The sequence below is a fragment of the Corynebacterium sp. p3-SID1761 genome (assembly GCF_055862885.1).
The window spans coordinates 58,833-77,137 of sequence record NZ_JBSQBJ010000002.1 but is presented as its reverse complement, the minus strand read 5'-3'; the positions used below and the strand labels follow the sequence as shown (position 1 = coordinate 77,137).

General features: G+C 58.2%; 15 protein-coding genes. 3 read left to right on the top strand and 12 right to left on the bottom strand.

What is annotated here, in order from left to right; translation table 11 throughout:
* Positions 1-95 precede the first annotated feature (95 nt).
* The 5 genes from ACWXWJ_RS02230 to ACWXWJ_RS02210 form a co-directional block, all read right to left on the bottom strand.
* On the bottom strand, positions 96-824 hold the full coding sequence (locus tag ACWXWJ_RS02230; RefSeq protein WP_293791354.1) for a lysophospholipid acyltransferase family protein: 729 nt from the start codon (positions 822-824) through the stop codon (positions 96-98).
* A gap of 97 nt (positions 825-921) precedes the next feature.
* Positions 922-1,929 (bottom strand): ROK family protein, encoded by a 1,008-nt coding sequence (locus ACWXWJ_RS02225; protein WP_448308131.1) that lies wholly within the window; start codon positions 1,927-1,929, stop codon positions 922-924.
* A gap of 58 nt (positions 1,930-1,987) precedes the next feature.
* Positions 1,988-3,175: a glycosyltransferase family 4 protein gene (locus ACWXWJ_RS02220; protein ID WP_473963416.1), complete on the bottom strand. Its 1,188-nt coding sequence runs from the start codon at positions 3,173-3,175 to the stop codon at positions 1,988-1,990.
* A 32-nt stretch (positions 3,176-3,207) separates the two neighbouring features.
* A complete protein-coding gene (locus ACWXWJ_RS02215; protein ID WP_293791357.1) occupies positions 3,208-4,425 on the bottom strand; it encodes an NlpC/P60 family protein in 1,218 nt (405 codons plus the stop codon).
* Positions 4,426-4,630: 205 nt separating this feature from the next.
* Positions 4,631-5,245 carry a C40 family peptidase gene (locus ACWXWJ_RS02210; RefSeq protein ID WP_293791358.1) on the bottom strand — a complete coding sequence of 205 codons (615 nt, stop codon included), beginning with the start codon at positions 5,243-5,245 and terminating at the stop codon, positions 4,631-4,633.
* Between the two features lie 468 nt (positions 5,246-5,713).
* Between ACWXWJ_RS02210 and ACWXWJ_RS02205 the strand changes: the two genes are divergently transcribed.
* Positions 5,714-6,415, top strand: coding sequence for a 3'-5' exonuclease (locus ACWXWJ_RS02205; RefSeq protein ID WP_473963415.1), 702 nt, complete (start codon positions 5,714-5,716; stop codon positions 6,413-6,415).
* A 78-nt stretch (positions 6,416-6,493) separates the two neighbouring features.
* On the opposite strand, the gene qcrB is transcribed toward ACWXWJ_RS02205, so the two are convergent.
* The 4 genes from qcrB to ctaE form a co-directional block, all read right to left on the bottom strand.
* A complete protein-coding gene (qcrB, locus tag ACWXWJ_RS02200) occupies positions 6,494-8,128 on the bottom strand; it encodes a cytochrome bc1 complex cytochrome b subunit (protein ID WP_293791360.1) in 1,635 nt (544 codons plus the stop codon).
* Complete coding sequence (gene qcrA, locus ACWXWJ_RS02195) at positions 8,125-9,330, bottom strand: cytochrome bc1 complex Rieske iron-sulfur subunit (protein WP_448307169.1); 1,206 nt, start codon at positions 9,328-9,330, stop codon at positions 8,125-8,127. The genes qcrB and qcrA overlap by 4 nt, the downstream gene beginning before the upstream one ends.
* Positions 9,327-10,226 carry a cytochrome bc1 complex diheme cytochrome c subunit gene (gene qcrC / locus ACWXWJ_RS02190; protein WP_293791362.1) on the bottom strand — a complete coding sequence of 300 codons (900 nt, stop codon included), beginning with the start codon at positions 10,224-10,226 and terminating at the stop codon, positions 9,327-9,329. The genes qcrA and qcrC overlap by 4 nt, the downstream gene beginning before the upstream one ends.
* A gap of 98 nt (positions 10,227-10,324) precedes the next feature.
* Entirely contained in the window at positions 10,325-10,936 is a 612-nt protein-coding gene (ctaE, locus tag ACWXWJ_RS02185; protein ID WP_293791363.1) for an aa3-type cytochrome oxidase subunit III, read from the bottom strand.
* A 387-nt stretch (positions 10,937-11,323) separates the two neighbouring features.
* Here ctaE and trpD point away from each other — a divergent pair, with 387 nt between their 5' ends.
* Positions 11,324-12,427 (top strand): anthranilate phosphoribosyltransferase, encoded by a 1,104-nt coding sequence (gene trpD / locus ACWXWJ_RS02180; protein ID WP_473963414.1) that lies wholly within the window; start codon positions 11,324-11,326, stop codon positions 12,425-12,427.
* A gap of 73 nt (positions 12,428-12,500) precedes the next feature.
* Here the strand turns inward: trpD and ctaF are convergent, their stop codons facing one another.
* The 3 genes from ctaF to ACWXWJ_RS02165 all read right to left on the bottom strand — a co-directional run bounded on the left by ctaF (position 12,501) and on the right by ACWXWJ_RS02165 (position 16,125).
* Positions 12,501-12,932 carry an aa3-type cytochrome oxidase subunit IV gene (ctaF, locus tag ACWXWJ_RS02175; RefSeq protein ID WP_448307173.1) on the bottom strand — a complete coding sequence of 144 codons (432 nt, stop codon included), beginning with the start codon at positions 12,930-12,932 and terminating at the stop codon, positions 12,501-12,503.
* 39 nt (positions 12,933-12,971) lie between these two features.
* Positions 12,972-14,081 (bottom strand): aa3-type cytochrome oxidase subunit II, encoded by a 1,110-nt coding sequence (ctaC, locus tag ACWXWJ_RS02170; RefSeq protein WP_293791366.1) that lies wholly within the window; start codon positions 14,079-14,081, stop codon positions 12,972-12,974.
* Between the two features lie 283 nt (positions 14,082-14,364).
* Positions 14,365-16,125, bottom strand: a complete 1,761-nt coding sequence (locus tag ACWXWJ_RS02165; protein WP_293791367.1) for a pyruvate dehydrogenase — start codon at positions 16,123-16,125, stop codon at positions 14,365-14,367.
* Between the two features lie 170 nt (positions 16,126-16,295).
* On the opposite strand from ACWXWJ_RS02165, the gene asnB reads away from it, so the two are divergent.
* The gene (gene asnB / locus ACWXWJ_RS02160) at positions 16,296-18,233 is read left to right on the top strand and encodes an asparagine synthase (glutamine-hydrolyzing) (protein WP_448307178.1); all 1,938 of its coding nucleotides are present in this window, start codon (positions 16,296-16,298) and stop codon (positions 18,231-18,233) included.
* The last annotated feature ends 72 nt before the right edge of the window (positions 18,234-18,305 follow it).

Below are 18,305 nucleotides of genomic sequence, written 5' to 3'. Positions count from 1 at the left end.
TCAACGACGGGCCGCACGGCATAAAAGCCCCGTTCATCACGGGGAAACGGAGTGCGTATGGTCGTTGGCACAGCAGCGCTGAGGGGGCACATTCACTACTGCCGCGGTTCCGAGCCCGCGGGGTAGCCCTTACCTGCCTCCAGGGACTTCTTCACATCGGCAGCATAAAAGTCCTTGACATACTCCTGACCAGAAAGCTTATGCAGCGCCTCCATGATCGCATCGGTCAGCGCCCGAGCCTGGGCGTATTCGTCGCCGGCATCACGGAAATCGTTCGGGTCGATTGGGTCTCCGACGTACACGCCACAGCGGGCCGGCCGTGGGATCCACGTACCGATGGGGTTGGCCTTGTTCGTGTTGATCATTGCCACCGGGTAGACCTTCTCCCCAGATTCGAGAGCGATGCGCGCCAGGCCGGTTTTGCCTCGGTACAGGCGGCCATCCGGAGAACGCGTGCCCTCCGGGTACATGCCCAGCAGATCCCCACGCTCAAGTACCTTGAGCGCAGTGCCCAAAGCGGCGTTCTGGGATTCCTTATCCTGGCGGTCGATTGGCACCTGGCCAACGGAGGTGAAGAAGAACTTCTGAATGCCACCAACCAGGCCGGGCGTCGTGAAGTATTCCTTCTTCGCCAGGAACGTCAGCTGGCGCTTGGATACCAGCGGAAGGTAGAAGGAGTCCATCACTGCAAGGTGATTGGAAGCCAGGATTCCCGAGCCCTCCTTAGGTAGCTTTTCGAGCCCCTTGGTAAAAGGACGGTTGTACACGCGCAGCCATGGGCCGATGAGGATGTATTTGAAAAACCAATACGCCTTATTTTGCATATTTAAAAACCTACCGTCCCTTGTGTACTTCCCTCGTGAGCGCCACAAAAAGCAGCGCAGCAATTGGCGCAGTATTCGGCGTGCACAACGCTAGCCTTTAGGCGCCCGTCTGAAGGCGATCGCGCGCCAGTAACGCCACGCCGATCATACCGGCATCTCCTCCCAGTTGCGCGGTCTTTACCCGTGCAACAGGACGGTGACCGGCTCCGACGATGCTGTAATTCAGCATGGATTCCGCCTGGTCCAGAAACAGATCTGCATCGGCACTTACGCCCCCGCCGATCACGATTAATTCCGGATCCAACACATCTTGCACCAGCGACAGTCCGCGGCCTAGCCACAGTCCCATGTCCTCCACTGCGGCGCGTGCCAACGGATCTCCCTCACGCGCCAGGCGAACTACGGCTCGTCCGGAGATTTCTTCTGGGTGCTGGGCGAATTCCCGTGTAATGGCGGAATCCGGGTAGCGTCCCGTAGCAATCAGGTCTTGGGCGGTCAGTGCCAGCGCCGAACCCGAGCAATAGCGCTCCAGGCAACCTTGTTTACCGCAGGGGCATGCACGACCACCTGGCATGACAGTCAGATGCCCGAACTCCGGGGCTGTACCAAAAGCTCCTCGGTAGATCTCGCCATCCACCATGACGGCACCACCGATTCCGGTCCCCAAAGCAAAAAGCACCCACGTGCCGACTCCTTGGGCAGCTCCCAATCGGTACTCCCCTAGCGCCGCGGAGTTAGCGTCGTGCTCCAATTCCACCGGAAGCCCTAACTTGGCGCTGAGCCTGTCGGTGACCTGCGCGTTCCGCCATGGCAGGTGCGGGGCAAAGCGCACCGTGTCGCGCTGCGCATTAATAAACCCAGCCACGGCCAATCCCACTGCGGCGATGCCTTCATTGCGGCGCTGCAGGCAGCCGATAGCATGCACCAGCGCGGTTTCCAGGGCATAAACATTGGAGGGGGTCGGAAGCTTTTCAATGTCCAGGATCTGGCCGTCCGCGTCCACCACGGCAGCACGTAGGTTCGTGCCACCGATGTCCACGCCCACGGTAAGGCTCCCAGTCACGAAGCGATCCCTCTTCCCTCTGTAGTCCGTATGTAACCTCATCATTCTAGCCAGCCGCAGGCTGCATAAAAACTCTGTGGTTCCGCCCCAAGTTTTACGTCTAGGCGAAACTATGCCGCGGTGGAATCTCTCCTCCGCCTCGCATGACCGCTCGGCACTGGTAACCGAGGACGTGCCACGTCCATTTCTCCATCACGTTTTTCCGAGCTGCGGTCGCTAGGCGCTGGCGCGTGGGGGCGTCACTAAGCAGCGAAGAGATCTGCGCCACCACGTCGTCCAGATCCCGCGAGTCCACGACCAGCCCTGTTTCTCCATCGATCACTGTCTCGGGCGCACCGCCACCATTGCCGGAAACCGTAGCGACTCCCGCGGCTTGTGCCTCGAGAAATACGATCCCGAGCCCTTCTACGGACAGTCCGCCCAGTTGCGTTCGCACCGGGAGTGCGAAAACATCACCGACCACGAAGTGGCCTGGTAGTTCCTCTACGTCGACCGCACCGGTAAAGGTTATGTTCTTTGTGACGCCCAGCCGACGCGCCAGTTTCTCCAACTTCACGCGGTAATCGCCGGGTCCGACGACAAGCAAATGTGCATCCGGGTGCTCACGAAGGATGGCGGGCATGGCCTTTACCAAAGTGTCCTGGCCTTTGCGTGGAACCAGTCGGGAGACGGCGACAATGACCTTCTTGTCCGTCACGCCATAGCGCGCCCGAAGCGCATCTCGCATCGCCGGGTTCGGTTGGAAGAGATCCGTGTTGACGCCACCTGGCATAGGTTCCCACGCAACGGAGGGGCCAAAGGCAGCGGCCATTCGATTGCGGGCATAGTGTGAAACATATGTCAAGCAATCCACGGTACGGCCGATGCGGGCAAGGACGTGGCGCGAACCGGGGAACATGGACCATCCGACCTCGTGGCCATGGGTGGAGGCAACAATCCGGCGAGCGCCCGCTGCCCGGGCACTATTCGCCATCAATGCGAGCGGTGCGGCCGCCCCGAACCAGACGGTGTGGATGTCATGTTCACGGATCAGCTGCTGCATCTTCCGCGCAGTGGCTGGGGTGGGCAGCATGATGCTGCGAGGCCATCGGACGACGTGGTAGTCCTGTTCACCGTCGAAGGCCATTGCATCTTCGCGGTGCTGGGTAGAGGCGAAAACCACAACCTTGGCCGGATCCAGCGTGGACAGGTAATCGCGCACATACGTCTGAATCCCGCCGAATGTAGGCGGGAAGTCATTGGTGACGACGAGGACGCGGGGATGACTATGCTGATCTGCGCTGGACATACGAACGGATGCTACCGCACGCTGTGGGATGTTTAGTAGCGGGCGGCGCCCGAGATCGGCATGGAGTTCAGCGGAACTACCTGTACGGGGATGCCATAATCGGAGGCGTGGACGATCTTGCCATCACCGATGTACATACCCACGTGGGTCACCCCCGGGTAAAAACCAACGATGTCGCCCGGCTGCAGGTCGTCAATAGAGACCGGCTGCCCACCTGCGATCTGTGCGGACGAGGTGCGCGGGATGGACTTACCCTGCTGCTGGTAGGACCAGAACATCAGGCCGGAGCAGTCGAAAGCGCTCGGGCCGGCGGCACCCCAGGAGTACGGGGATCCCAACTTCGACAAGGCCGCTGCGACCACACCAGTTGCGTTGACCGGCGCACCGGAGTCACCGGCCTTCTTCATCTTGCCGAGGAACTCCTCGACATTCATGTCGATGGGACCATTGCGATCAATCCAGCGTCGACGATCCTCCGGGCTAAGCCCGTCGACGGCCTTCATGATTTTGTCCTTCAGCTCGCCGAGCTCCTTGTTGCGATCGTCAAGGTCCTTCTTGCGATCGTTGAGGGTACGCAGCTGGAAATCTGCGGTGGCCTTAGAACGGCTCGCCTTGTTCTTCTCCTTAGCAGCATCCTTCAGCTTCTGGCTCAGCGTGTTCACGGTATCGGCACGCTGATCACCAATCGACGTCAGGTAAGAAGAACGCTCGACTGCAGCCTGCGGGCCTTGGGAGCCAACAAAAGCAGAGACCGGATCCACCGTGGCGCCACGGTACATCGCGCGAGATACGCCGGTGACATTTGCACGTGACGCCTTGACATCCGTGTTGAGCTTCTCAGCCTTCTTGCGCGAGTCATCGGCAGCCTTGTTGGCCTTTGCCAGGTTCCCCTTGGCCTGGTCGATATCGATCTTCAGCTGCTCAACCTCGTCGGACGTCTCCGAGGCGTAGCCGGATACCTTGTCTACGTGGTTCAGCAGACCGTCAACATCCGCTGGGATCGGTGTGTCCAGTAGGCGACGGATTTCTTCCGCACGCTTTTGATCCGCGTTGCGGTCATCCTTCTTGTCACTTCCCTGCCCCTGGTCACCTCGCCCCGGAGCGTTCTGTGGATCCGCACTGGCCTGCGGGACAGTAGCTCCCATTGCGAGAGCTAACAACGCCGCAGATGTGGCCTTGGCGATAGCGTTAGCACCGGAGCGACTGCTGCGCGAGGAGCGATCACGAGAAGAGGAAAACGACACGTTCACGACTGGACTTTCTTTAGTTCTCAAAAAATTTTCGGCCCGCCGAAAGGAGCCGTTCACCGATAGATATTCTGCCACATGAAAGGGCAAAAGTGGGACTGGCGCCCTAATAGCACCAGCCCCAGCATTTCACGCCTTCACCAGCCGTAACACTAGCCCCGATATCAACATCTGAGCTAGAGAAACACCGGAAGGTGTTGGCTAAAAATTAGAAGCGAACCGCGTTGTACACAGGCATCATGTGCAGGTTGTCGATACGCACCGGGTTGGAAGAGTTCAGGGCGTGAACGATCTTGCCATTGCCAATGTAGATCGCAACATGGGATGCGCCACCGTAGTAGGAGATAACATCGCCCGGCTGCAGAGCGTTCATGGACACCTTCTTGCCAGCGGAAGCCTGAGCAGAGGAGGTACGCGGGATGGACTTGCCAACCTGGCGGTGAGCCCAAGAGGTCAGGCCGGAGCAGTCAAACGCGTTCGGGCCAGAAGCGCCCCAAGAGTACGGTGCACCAACCTTGGACTTAGCGATGTCCGCAATGCGCTGTCCGATAGAGGAAGCAGCCAGCTTTGGAGCCGCAGCCTTGACAGCCTTAGTCGCAGCCTTCTTGTTGCCACCATCGGTGGTCAGGCCAGCCTGCTTGAAGTAAGGCTTGATGGTCGGCAGCAGGTGATCCGGAACCTCTACGGTTACGCCGGACTGCTTGTGAGTGACCGGCGCAGCCTGGGCGGCAGCGGGGGTCAGTACAGCGGCACCCACACCGACGGCAGCGACGACAGCTGCGTTGCGAGATACGTTGTTCTTCTTCAGGCTGTGCTTGCCCATATAAGTCCTCAATTACCTTTCAATCCGTTGTTTGGGGTGTGGAGCTTTTCCATATCCCCTCGCCCGGCAACCCTTCGGAAGCTACCGCGGTGCGGTGAGCTCTTTGTCGCTCACCTCTAAGGTCTCGAAAAGATTACGAAATGATTGCGGTCCATGTCCAGCCGTTCCGCAAATCTGAGCTTTTTGAGCCTTAGACGTGCCGTTGTTATCAAACCGAGATTTTTCGAACCCTTAACTACAGCCTGAAAGTTATCGAAGCTTTATAAATTGCTGACCTGCGGTTTTAGTAAATGCACTCACTACCTCTACCAGGGTCTGACACTTATGATATTTTCAGAAAATAACAGATGTGATACTCGTCACACTAGGTAATTTTGGCGTGTCTTTTACGCCCATAACGCTTCAAAAACCGCCTGCCTCAGTGCAACCGTGCCAACATCCCCCGCCCAAAAGCTAAACTTGATCCCCATGCCCCCTACCGTGTCGAATCCGCCGTACCATGAGCCTCTTCTCCCCGCAGAGGATTCACGGCCCGCTAAGCCACGCCAGCCACGCCGTTCCGATGAGATGCCGGATTCCTACGCCTTGGCGCACACACGCTCGGATCTACAGCGCACTCTTCACAACTGCATCGTGATCGACTTGGAAACAACCGGGTTGCGGCCACAGCAAGAGCGAATAATTGAAATCGCGGCTCTGCGGGTCTCAGACGGAAAGATCCAGCAACGCTATACATCACTCCTCAACCCGCTGCAGAAGGTTCCTGAGGAGATTACCGACTTAACGGGCATCTCCGATGGGCTCTTGGCTGACAAGCCCACCTTTGAGGACATACTTCCCGAATTGCTGGGGTTCCTCCGCCCACATGGCTCCACCGTCCCACGTCTTGTTGGGCACAATGTCTTCTTCGACTTCTCCTTCTTGCAGCACGAAATGCTGCGCACCCAGCTCACCGCTTCAAACGAGCTTGTCTCTCCTCCCTACACTCCACGACTGGTGTGTACAGCGGAGGCATCCCGCACACTAATTCCGCGAGAGTCAGTTGGACGCTACCGCCTGGGGAACGTGGCGTCGTATCTCAAGGTCACCCACCGCCCACTACATCGAGCGATGAGTGACGCCCTGGCGACCTATGACGTACTAAAGGCTCTGTCGCAAGAGCGGAACTAGAAAATCCCGCCCACCTTCCTGGTGGACGGGATCTTATCGAGCCTTATGTGAGAGCAGTTGAATCAGCTCGATGCGAGGTTACTTGTCGAGCTCCTCGTGGCGACGACGGTTCTCCTCGTTGAGACGCTCGAACATTTCCTTCTGCTCTGCGTGATTGTCGTGCTCGATGCGCTCCGCCTTCTCCACGATCTCTGGGGAATCCGGGGAGAAGAAGCCACCGCGCCCCGGGTGACCGGCAGCGCCGAGCTCGTTCATGGTCTTCGGGACGTATGCACCCTGGTACTCCAGCGGAATCGGGTGGCCGTGCTCGTCAACCGGGCCCAGCGGCTGGTGGACCTCGATGAAGCCACCGGATGGCAGCTGGCGGATGGTACCGGTCTCAATGCCGTGCTCCAGAACCTCGCGGTCGGAGCGCTGCAGGGAGACGCACAGGCGGTACGTGATGAAGTACGCGATCGGAGGTAGCAATACCAGGCCGATACGACCCAGCCACGTCATCAGGTTCAGCGAGATCGTGAAGTGCATCGCCAGCAGGTCGTTACCACCGGAGATAGTCAGCAGCACGTAGAAGGTCAGTGCCATGACGCCCAGGGCGGTACGAACCGGAACGTCGCGCGGACGCTGCAAGAGGTTGTGGTGGGCGTCATCGCCGGTGAACTTCTGCTCGATCCACGGGTAGGTGAACAGCAGCACAACCAGGATGCCCAGCAGCAGAGCTACCCAGAACACAGCCGGAATGGTGTAGTTACCGAGGTACAGCTCCCATGCCGGCATGACACGCGCAGCACCGTCAGTCCACAGCATGTAGATATCCGGCTGAGAACCAGCAGAAACCTGGGAGGGGTTGTACGGGCCGAGGTTCCAGATGGCGTTGATCTGGAACAGACCAGCCATCAGAGCAACCACGCCGAAGGTGATCAGGCCGAAGGAAGCTGCCTTCAGACCGAACACCGGCAGAATACGAACGCCGACAACGTTGTTTTCGGTACGACCCGGTCCAGGGAACTGGGTGTGCTTCTGGTACCACACGAGTGCAAGGTGGGCAGCGATCAGTGCCAGCAGGATGCCCGGGATCAGAAGAACGTGGGCGATGTACAGGCGAGGAATAATGATCTCACCCGGGAAGTCGCCAGCGAACATGATCCAGTGCAGCCAGGTGCCGATAACCGGCAGGCCAACCATGATGGCGGACATAATGCGCAGACCAACACCGGAAAGCAGGTCATCCGGCAGGGAGTAGCCCATGAAGCCCTCAGCGACAGAGAGCAGAAGCAGGACACAGCCGATAACCCAGTTCGCCTCACGCGGCTTGCGGAATGCACCGGTGAAGAAGATGCGCAGCATGTGAACCATGATCGACACGGCAAACAGCAACGCAGCCCAGTGGTGAACCTGGCGGATGAACAAACCACCACGAACCTCGAAGGAGAGGTTCAGAGCGGTCTTGTAGGCGGCGGACATCTCCACACCATTTAGAGGTGCATAAGCGCCGTCGTAGATCACCTTCGACATGGAGGGGTCGAAGAACAGCGTCAGGTAAACACCCGACAGGATCAGGATGATGAAAGAGTACAGCGCGATCTCACCGAGCATGAACGACCAGTGAGTCGGGAATACCTTGTTGATTTGCGGGCGGATCAGGCCAGAGGCTGTGTACCGCTCGTCGATGTTGTTGGCCGCTTTAGCAGCGCGGCTCTGTTGTTTAGTGGTCATGAACGACGCTCCCAGAATGCCGGGCCGACAGGCTCGATGAAGTTACGGTCGGCGTACATGTATCCCTCTTCGTCAACCGAGATCGACAGCTCGGGCAGAGCACGGGCTGCCGGTCCGAAGATCGGCTTACCATGCTGCAGTGCATCGAACTGGGACTGGTGGCACGGGCAGAGGATGCGGTTGGTTTGCTGCTCATACAGGGACGTAGGGCAACCGATGTGAGTACAGATCTTGGAGTAGGCGAAGTAGTCGCCGTAGTGGAAGTCCTCCTGGCCTTCGCGCAAGATCGCCTTTGCGGCGTCTGCCTGGCGCAGGCGAATCAACATCACGGCGTTACGCGGGCCGTGGATGGAGTGCATGTGCTCCTCGTAAACGTCGCGGTTCTTGTCGAACTTGTCGCCGTCGTTGACCATCTCCTCGGTCAGCGGGAACACGGTCTCCATCGAAGCCGGATCCAGATCTTCCGGACGCATGCGGATCAGGCGGGAAACACCCTGAGTGCTGTAGTGCCCCTCGTGCTCCTCGGCAATTGCACCGGTATCGCGGCCCAGGTAGACCTTCTCGCCATGCTCCACCAGCGTCCAACCAGTAGTCCACAGGGTGCCGTCACCCTGGATACCCATGGCCTTGGCCTTCCAGGGGTTCTTAATGATGCCGCCGAGCGGCAGAGCGATGGTCAAGCCAGCCAGCACTGCACCAGCACCGGCCAGGCCAGCGATTACCGGACGACGACCCAGTGTGGAGGTCTTCCAGGAATCATTCAGCAGAGCGACCAGAGTACGACGGTCAACTTCCTCAGACGGACCATCGTGGCGAGTCTGCACCGAAATCTCTTCCGGAACGAAGCTCTTGGTGTAGGTAATGATGGCCGCACCCAGCAGCGTGATGCTCAGACCCGCGGTGAGGCCCAGTAGCGGGGTGTAGATCGAGTAGAGCCAGACGCCATCTTCAGCGAGGTGCTTGTACTCCCACGGCCAGAACAGGTAGACACCGATGAAAGCGATACCGAACAGAACCGACAGGGCCAGCATGATGGTGACCTTGCGGCTTGCGCGCTTTTCAGCGGGGTCGTTGGCGATCGGGAAGCGCTCCTTACGGTAGGCAACCGTTACACCGTCGAGCTCAGTACCCAGGCGGGCCAGCTCGTCATCGTTCATCTTCGACAGCTCTTCGTTGCTGTACTTCTTGTTGTGCTCACTCATGACCGCGATCCAATCCACATAGCGAAGGCAACGAGAACCACGATGCCAACGAACCACATCATCATGCCTTCAGTCACCGGGCCGATACCGCCCAGACCAAAACCACCCGGGTTCGGGGTTTCCTTGGCCGACTTCAGGTAGGCAATGATGTCCTTCTTCTCGTCAGCAGTCAGCTGGCGGTCAGAGAACTTCGGCATGTTCTGCGGGCCGGTCAGCATTGCCTGGTAAATCTCCTGCTCGTTGGCAGGAGCCAGAGCCGGAGCGTACTTACCACTGGACAGTGCGCCGCCCTTACCGGTGAAGTTGTGGCAAGATGCACAGTTCAGGCGGAACAGATCAGAACCACGGGCAACATCAGCCGGATCGATCTCGCCGTTCTTGTTATTGGAGCCACGCAGGGACTCCATTGCAATCTCACCGTTAGAGTCGCGGACAATACCCGGGCCGCCACCGTTTGCATTTACGTATGCGGCCAGCGCCAGAGCCTGCTGCTCGGAGTAGCGCGGGTTCTTGCGGCTTGCCTGAGCCTCGTTACGCAGCATCGGCATGCGGCCAGAGTGTACCTGGAAGTACACAGCGCCCTCACCGACACCGATCAGAGAAGGACCACGGTCCTTAACACCCTGCAGGTTTCCACCGTGACAGGTGATACAAGCAACCTCGTAGAGTTCCTTACCCTGCTTGGCCAGTTCCTCCGAGCTCTGCTCAGCAACGGCATTCTGTGCGTCAGGGGTCAATGCGTTGGCTAGGAAGCCCGCGCCCGTCAGCGCGAACAACAATGCCAACGCGCCAGCAAAGGCCTTACGGACCTTCCGGCGGCGGCGTGCCTTGGCGGCACTGCCCTTCGAACCAACGGAGCTCTGCTCCGTGGTCGCGTTGGTGGAGTTGATATCCATCTTGTTCCCTTATTAGTTAGTCAATGGAATTACGATGGGCTGTAGGCCGACCCTCTTAAGCGAATGTCTTCGTGTTAAGAGGCACCGACCTGGCCGGCCTACTGAATGAAGTAAATAGTGATCCACAGGCCGATCCAGACGACGTCGACGAAGTGCCAGTAGTAGGACACAACGACGGCGGCGGTGGCCTGTGCCGGGGTGAACTTCGACTTGGCGGTCCTCAGCAGCACCACGATGAAGGCAATCACACCGGCAAGCACGTGCGCGCCGTGGAAGCCTGTCGTGATGAAGAAGACCGAACCATAGACGGAGCCCGGGATCGTCGTTCCATGCTGCACCAAGTGAACGTACTCGTAGCCCTGGCCAATAAGGAAGATAGTTCCCAACAGCGCGGACAATGCGTACCACTTGCGAAGCGCGAAGACGTCACCCCTCTCCGCCGCGAAGACGCCCCACTGAGCAGTGAACGAAGAACTGATCAGAATAATCGTGATCGCTGCCGCGAATGGCACGTTCAGCTCAGTGGGCTCAGACGGCCAATTGCCGCCAGAGTTGGCCTTGGACACGAAGTACATCGCGAAAAGGCCAGCGAAAAACATCAATTCCTGAGACAGGAACACAATCGTGCCGACACTGACCATATTGGGTCGGTTCAGTGTCGCAACACGATGTGGTGCTGCCATACCTGGGTTTTCAACTGCGCTCGTCACGCATAACAGTATGGCCGTTTAAAGCCCGATAGTCGATTCACTCCAGCAGTTTTCTGGAAGCTATCTGTAAAATCGCAGGTAAAACCTTGGATAACGCTTAAAGCCCACCCCGTTAGGGGTTAGCGGGAACTTTTATCCTCCCCCATCCGACGAGCTACATAACGACAGGTCAAAACCTACTTTCGTCAAGGGCGGACACGCCGCATACCCCACGATGGGGCTGCTCCCCTCCTACCCCTTTCACCTGAGCGGAACCTTCGAATATCTCCCCTGTAAGGGCGTCAACCCAAAAACTCCCCGTGCTACTACCCAACTAATAGACTGGTTAGTACAGAGCGATTTTGCTTATCACTTCTTTCTAGGACAGAAAGGCGCGTCGAAAGAACCATGGCCCCCACTACCCCACGTCCCGCAGACATCAGCGGTCTTTCCCCCGAACAACTACCGCCAAGCTACTTCACCTGGCCCGGCGTACTGGGGCGACTGGGCAATGGCCAGGAGCTAAGCGAATCGCAGGTGCGCTGGGCAATGCAACAGATCATGGAGGGGCACGCGACCGACGCACAGATTTCGGGATTTGCCTTCGGAATTCGAGTGCGCGGTATTACCGCTGCCGAGCTTGCCGCCGCTGCCGAGACAATGACCAGCTTCGCTACTCCAGTTGACTTTTCGGACGTGCCGAATTGCGTGGATATCGTCGGCACTGGCGGCGACGGTCATCACACTGTGAACATTTCCACAATGGCTTCCTTTGTTGTTGCCGCCACGGGCGTTCCGGTAGTGAAGCACGGTAACCGCGCGGCAAGTTCGAAGTGTGGCGGTGCGGACATGCTGGAGGCCTTGGGACTCGATATTGAGCGCTCCCCAGAGGACATTCGCCACGATGCACACCAGACGGGTTTTGCCTTCATGTTCGCCAAAACCTACCACCCTGCGATGCGCTTTGCCGCCCCGGTACGCAGCCAGCTGGGCGCGCCAACCATCTTTAACCTCCTTGGTCCAATGACCAACCCCGCCTACCCCAAGTACGGTCTCATTGGCTGCGCTTTCAAGGAGTTCATGCCGATTATGGGTGGCGCTTTCGCCCGTCAGGGCAGCCGCGTACTCGTCGTTCGCGGCATGGACGGAATGGACGAAATCTCAGTGTGCACTCCTACCGAGGTCGTTATTGTTGACGCCGCAGGTCGCACCGGTGAAGAAGTCATTAACCCTCGCAGTGTCGGACTCGACTTCTATGAAGATGGCAGCCTCGCCGGTGGCGATGCTAGCTATAACGCGGATGTGGCTGTGCGTCTGATGAAGGGCGAAATCACTGGCGCAATCAAGGATGCTGTCTTGATTAACGCCGCTGGTGCTTTGACGGCTGTGCGCGGATGGGAGGAGAAGGGATTCCAGGAGTCCCTATCTGAGCAAGTAGAACACGCCCGGGAAGCACTGGAATCCGGGGCTGCGTGGAAGCAGATGGAAAAGATCGTGGGACGGAAGTTCTAGCACAAAAGAACTCCCCCTTCCGCTGCAACCTCCTGGGTTGGCAAAAGGGGGAGTTTCTAGTGAAGTGTGAAGTTTAGTGCTTCTCCGGCGGCAGGCCATACTGCAGGTTCAGCATCGTGGTTGCCCAGATCAGCATTGCTGCGCCGAAGACAACCAGCCACAGGTGCCACCAGGCCAGGCCTGCACCCATCACGACGATGGAAACGGTCATCCAGAACGGCCAGATGGAGCTTGCGGAGAAGAAGCCCAGCACGCCAGCGCCGTCCTCGATCTCTGCCTCTTCCCAATCATCCGGGCCAATGTCGGTCTTAGACGACGTCAGGTGGAGGTAGCCAGCGAGCATGAAAGCCAGCAGGGTTGCCATCACGAGGCCGGTGCCACCGGCCCATTCAACACCCATGACGTTGCCTGCATCGCTAACGGAGTGCGTAACGATGAAGTAGAACACCGTGACCACGGTGAAGAAAGTACCTATGCCGTAGAAAAGCTTTGCACCAGAAGTCATTTGCTTTGTCTCTCTTTCTTCTTAACCTTGCGCTGCCACTTAAGCGGCGTTGCGATCCTTGTGGTTCTCTTCCGGGTTCCTGGTACCAGTGCGGTCGGAATTGAACGGGTGGGTGGAGGTTGCGTACGGCTGCTCGCCGATGGACTTCAGAGCCTCCGAGTTCGGTGCCTCAGGGTTGTCCTGGCGGAACTTCATGTACTGCTCGAACTTCTCCGGGGAAACGACGCGGAGTTCGAAGTTCATCATTGCGTGGTAAGTACCACACATCTCGGCGCAGCGTCCGACGAACGCGCCTTCCTGATCGATGGACTCAACCTGGAAGATACGCTCAGAGCGGTTTGCCTCCGGGTGCGGGAAGACGTCTCGCTTGAACAGGAACTCCGGGATCCAGAAGGAGTGGACAACGTCCGCGGAAGCCAGGTTGAACTCAATCGGAGTGCCGGAAGGAACGACCAGAACCGGAATCTCCTGGGTGGTGCCCACGGTCTCGATCTTGTCGAAGTTCAGGTAGCTGTATTCATCCTTCGCGCGGCCGTGGATCGGCCCCGGAACCTGCTCGCCGTGCTTGTCCAGCTTCTTAGCGGGCTTCTTGGAATCCTCGGCGCGAGCCTGTGCTTCCTTGTCGGTGCCCTTGTACTCCTGGCCACCGTTCAGCTCTGCAGCAACGTGGCTGTAGCCGAACTTCCAGTTCCACTGGTAGCCAGTGACGTCGACGGTAACCTTCGGATCCTTGTCCAGTGCGGTCGCACGATCCTGAGTCTGAACGTTGAAGAAGAACAGGGTACAGATGATCAGAACTGGCAGGGTGGTTAGAACGAGCTCCAGCGGAACGTTGTAGCCAGTCTGGCGCGGGAACTCGTCCTCACCGCGCTTGGCAGCCTTCTTCGCGCTCGAGCGGCCCATGTTGACGAACAACAGAACCCACATGATGATGCCGATGATCCAGGCGACAACCCAGACCCATACCCACATGTTGCCCATTTCCTTAGACTCCGGGGTAATACCCTTCGGCCAGCCCATTCGCAGAGCATCGAAGAACTTGTTTTCCGGTGGGGCGACAGTACAACCAGTCAACACTAGGCCAGCAAGACCCAGTACGCCGGCGAGGCCAATACGGCGAGTCAAACCGTGCTTATTTCGCTGTTCCACGCGAGTTTGCCTTCCTCATTCACACGTCACTTGCGTTGCAAGAACTGGGCTCTCACGCACACCTGCAGTTCGCGCGCGTTAGATAGTCTTACAACAACTTCACTTAAAGAACCTTAGACCATTGACAGGACATTGCCACCATCACGGAAGCGGAAATTCCCTTTTCGGGGTTGGCTACCGCTCCCATTGCCCCCACACGGGTTAGGCGGGAGTCCACACATGTGTGACTCCCGCCATAGGTAGGCCTGAAGAGGCACTCCCCAGAGCGCCTCACCCTTCTTGCTTAGAGCTTGTTGATCTCAATTGTGCCCGCCGCTCCGATATTCCGGAGGTTGGCGCGCGCCAGGTCGACCATGCGTCCCACGCCACCGTCAAACACAGTGCGCGTAGCGGAGCGCGAGAAGCCCATCATCATTTCCCAGGTGATGTTCGGCGGCAGGCTCAGAGCGTTCGGGTCAGTAACGACATCCACCAGCACCGGCCCGTCATAAGCCAAGGCTTCCTTGATGCCCTTCTCGACATCCTGCGGATCCTCGATTCGGATCGTCTTAATGCCAATGGCCTCAGCGATCTTGGAGAAGTTCACGTGCTCGTGGTCAGTCTCATGCTCCGGCAGACCAGCAACCATCATCTCGAGCTTCACCATACCCAGCGAGGAGTTGTTAAACACTACGATGTTGACGGGCAGATCGTGGAGCTTTGCGGTCAGTAGTTCACCCATCAGCATGCCCAAACCACCGTCGCCGGAGAAGGAAATCACCTGGCGGTTCCGGTCCGCAGCCTGTGCGCCGAGTGCCTGCGGCAGCGCATTGGCCATCGTGCCGTGGCGGAAGGAGCCGATCTCCGTGCGCTTACCATTCGGCGTGATGTAGCGAGCACCCCATACATTGCACATACCGGTATCGATAGTGAAGATGGCATCTTCAGCTGCAAGACGGTCAATGGTATCCGCCACATACTCCGGGTGGATCGGCTTAGACTTGCCAGCCTTCTTCGTGTAGGCATCCACCACATGGTTCAGTGCACGAGCGTGGTTACGCAACTGCTTATCCAGGAAGCTACGGTCAGTCTTTTCCTCGATGTGAGGCAGGATCGTATCAATCACAGCTCCAACGTCACCGACGACCGGGTAATTAATGGTTGTGCGGCGGCCAATGTGCGAGCCGTCGATATCCACCTGCGCCACGTTTCCGCTTGGCAGGAAGTCGTTGTATGGGAAGTCTGTGCCCAGCAGGATCAGCAAATCCGCGTCGTACATCGCTTCTCGGGCTGCACCATAGCCCAACAGACCGGACATACCGACGTCGAACGGGTTGTCGTACTGAATGTGCATCTTGCCGCCGAAAGCGTGGCCAATGGGAGACTTAATCTTCTCCGCAAGCTTGAGCACTTGCTCTCGGGAGTTCTTGACGCCCTCACCGCAGAACAAGGTGACAGTCTTAGCATCGTTAATAGCCTTGGCCAGGCGGGCTGCTTCCTCGGCATCCGGGTACAGCACGGGGCGACCCTTGGCATAAACGGAACCGATAAAGCCTTCTTCCTCGATCGCCTGGGAGGATACATCGCCGGGGATAACCAGCACGCTTACACCGTTGCCAGCAAGGGTGGACTGGATCGCATTGTGCAATACCTTGGGACCCTGCGCGGCAGAGTTAATCATCTCGCAGTATCCAGAGCACTCCTGGAAAATCTGCTCCGGGTGAGTCTCCTGGAAGAACTGGGTGCCGATCTGCACGCTCGGGATGTGAGAAGCAATGGCCAGAACCTTTGCACCATTTCGATGGGAATCGTATAGCCCCTGGATCAGGTGAGTATTGCCAGGGCCACAGGAAGCAGCACATACTGCCAATTCACCGGTAACGAGGGATTCAGCACCAGCGGCGAAGGCCGCAGATTCCTCGTTCCGAACGTGGATCCATTCAATAGAGGATTGACGAACCTCATCCACAATGGGGTTGAGGCTATCGCCTACCAATCCGAAGATTCGCTTAACGCCTTGATTTTCAAGAGTCTTTACTAATTGTGCTGCGAAGTTTTTTGCCATGCCACAAGGTTACGCGTGGCTATTCGGTAGCGCATTGGTTGCTGTAAAGTCTCACAGAATCCCAATTCTGTAATACAAATCACTTTTGAACGTAGGGATCCCCAGCAAACGAGCTTTCCCCGCCGTGGCAACTAGCCCACCTCTACCCCGCCCGCGTAAAGTCTGAACGCATGTGTGGATTGCTTGGAATCATTGCGGCGAATAACGACGCGGAAAACTTTGTCGATGCAGTAGAGGGTGCACTGCCCTGCATGCACCACCGTGGCCCGGACGATAGTGGCACCTGGCACGACCAAGATGTTGTCTTCGGCTTTAACCGGCTCTCCATCATCGATCTGGAGCACTCTCACCAGCCACTCCAGTGGGGCCCAGAGGACGAACCAAACCGTTATGCACTGACGTTTAACGGCGAGATCTACAACTATGTGGAGCTTCGAGAGGAACTCGAGCAAGCGGGCTATTCCTTTAATACTGAGGGTGACGGAGAGCCGATTGTTGTTGGCTTCCACCACTGGGGTGCCGACGTGGTGAATCATCTCCGCGGCATGTTTGGCTTTGCTGTGTGGGATTCCAAGGAAAAGAAGCTCTTTCTGGCTCGCGACCAATTCGGCATCAAGCCGATGTACATCGCCACTACAGAGGCGGGCACCGTTTTCGCCTCGGAGAAGAAGTGCATCCTGTCGATGGCCGAGCAGCTGGGGTTGAACCTCGACCTGGATATCCGCGCAATCGCTCACTACACGGATCTGCAGTACGTGCCGGAGCCGGAGAGCCTGCACAAGCACATTCGCCGTTTGGAATCCGGCAGCTATGGCTTCGTGGCACCCGGTGGCCAGATCGAGGAAACTCGTTGGTTCGAGCCTCGCTTCCCCGTTAAGAAGGTTGCAGCAGGCGATGAAGAAGCCGTTTTCCAGCGTATCGCGGAGGCCTTGGAGGATTCCGTGGCCAAGCACATGCGCGCAGACGTGACGGTCGGCTCCTTCCTTTCGGGAGGCATCGACTCCACCGCCATCGCCGCACTGGCAAAGCGTCACAACCCGGATCTGCTGACCTTCACCACCGGTTTCGAGCGTGAGGGGTACTCCGAGGTAGATGTAGCCGCCGAATCTGCCGCCGCCATCGGAGCCGAGCACATCGTGAAGGTCGTGAGCCCCGAGGAATATGCCGAGGCTATTCCGAAGATCATCTGGTACCTGGACGATCCGGTGGCCGATCCTTCTCTGGTTCCCCTGTACTTCGTTGCAGCCGAAGCCCGCAAGCACGTGAAGGTCGTGCTCTCCGGCGAGGGCGCCGACGAGCTCTTCGGCGGCTACACGATCTACAAGGAGCCGCTCAGCCTGGCACCTTTCGACAAGATCCCCTCCCCGCTGAAGCGAGTACTGGCTAGCGTGGGTAACGCGCTCCCCGAGGGCGTGCGCGGCAAGTCCCTGCTGCAACGCGGCACCATGCCGATGGAGGATCGTTACTACGGCAATGCGCGTTCCTTTAACTACCAGCAACTGGAGCGCGTGCTCCGCGAGATCCGCCCAGAGTGGGATCACCGCGAGGTCACCGCGCCGATTTACGCGAAGTCGCAGGACATGGATCCGGTTGCCCGCATGCAGCACCTGGATCTGTTTACCTGGATGCGCGGAGACATCCTGGTTAAGGCCGACAAGATCAACATGGCTAACTCCCTGGAGCTACGCGTGCCTTTCCTGGACAAGGTCGTTTTCGACGTGGCAGAGACTCTCCCCCACGAACTGAAGATCTCCCACGGCACTACCAAGTACGCCCTTCGTAAGGCTCTGGAACGTATCGTTCCCCCGCATGTTCTACACCGCAAGAAGCTGGGCTTCCCCGTGCCTATGCGCCACTGGCTCGCGGGCGATGAACTCTATGGCTGGGCCAAGGAGAACATCGAAGCTTCCCAGACCGACCACCTCTTCAACAAGGCCGAAGTCTTGAAGATGCTGGACGAGCATCGAGTGGCCATGAATACCGGCTCCGGCCCGGATCACTCGCGTCGCCTGTGGACCGTCATCGCGTTCATGGTCTGGCACGGTATCTTTGTCGAGGATCGTATCCACCCGAAGATCGATCAGCGCCAGTACCCGGTCGACCTGTAGAAGACCCCAAAACGCCCCCGAAGGAGTTCATCCCTCGGGGGCGTCAATAGTTTAAGAGCCTAAGCGAACTAG

What these genes read in the sequence shown, in the direction of transcription:
- ACWXWJ_RS02230 (WP_293791354.1), bottom strand. Translation starts at nt 824, where the DNA reads ATGCAAAATAAGGCGTATTGGTTTTTCAAATACATCCTCATCGGCCCA.
- ACWXWJ_RS02225 (WP_448308131.1), bottom strand. Translation starts at nt 1,929, where the DNA reads ATGAGGTTACATACGGACTACAGAGGGAAGAGGGATCGCTTCGTGACT.
- ACWXWJ_RS02220 (WP_473963416.1), bottom strand. Translation starts at nt 3,175, where the DNA reads ATGTCCAGCGCAGATCAGCATAGTCATCCCCGCGTCCTCGTCGTCACC.
- ACWXWJ_RS02210 (WP_293791358.1), bottom strand. Translation starts at nt 5,245, where the DNA reads ATGGGCAAGCACAGCCTGAAGAAGAACAACGTATCTCGCAACGCAGCT.
- ACWXWJ_RS02205 (WP_473963415.1), top strand. Translation starts at nt 5,714, where the DNA reads ATGCCCCCTACCGTGTCGAATCCGCCGTACCATGAGCCTCTTCTCCCC.
- qcrB (WP_293791360.1), bottom strand. Translation starts at nt 8,128, where the DNA reads ATGACCACTAAACAACAGAGCCGCGCTGCTAAAGCGGCCAACAACATC.
- qcrA (WP_448307169.1), bottom strand. Translation starts at nt 9,330, where the DNA reads ATGAGTGAGCACAACAAGAAGTACAGCAACGAAGAGCTGTCGAAGATG.
- qcrC (WP_293791362.1), bottom strand. Translation starts at nt 10,226, where the DNA reads ATGGATATCAACTCCACCAACGCGACCACGGAGCAGAGCTCCGTTGGT.
- trpD (WP_473963414.1), top strand. Translation starts at nt 11,324, where the DNA reads ATGGCCCCCACTACCCCACGTCCCGCAGACATCAGCGGTCTTTCCCCC.
- ctaF (WP_448307173.1), bottom strand. Translation starts at nt 12,932, where the DNA reads ATGACTTCTGGTGCAAAGCTTTTCTACGGCATAGGTACTTTCTTCACC.
- ACWXWJ_RS02165 (WP_293791367.1), bottom strand. Translation starts at nt 16,125, where the DNA reads ATGGCAAAAAACTTCGCAGCACAATTAGTAAAGACTCTTGAAAATCAA.
- asnB (WP_448307178.1), top strand. Translation starts at nt 16,296, where the DNA reads ATGTGTGGATTGCTTGGAATCATTGCGGCGAATAACGACGCGGAAAAC.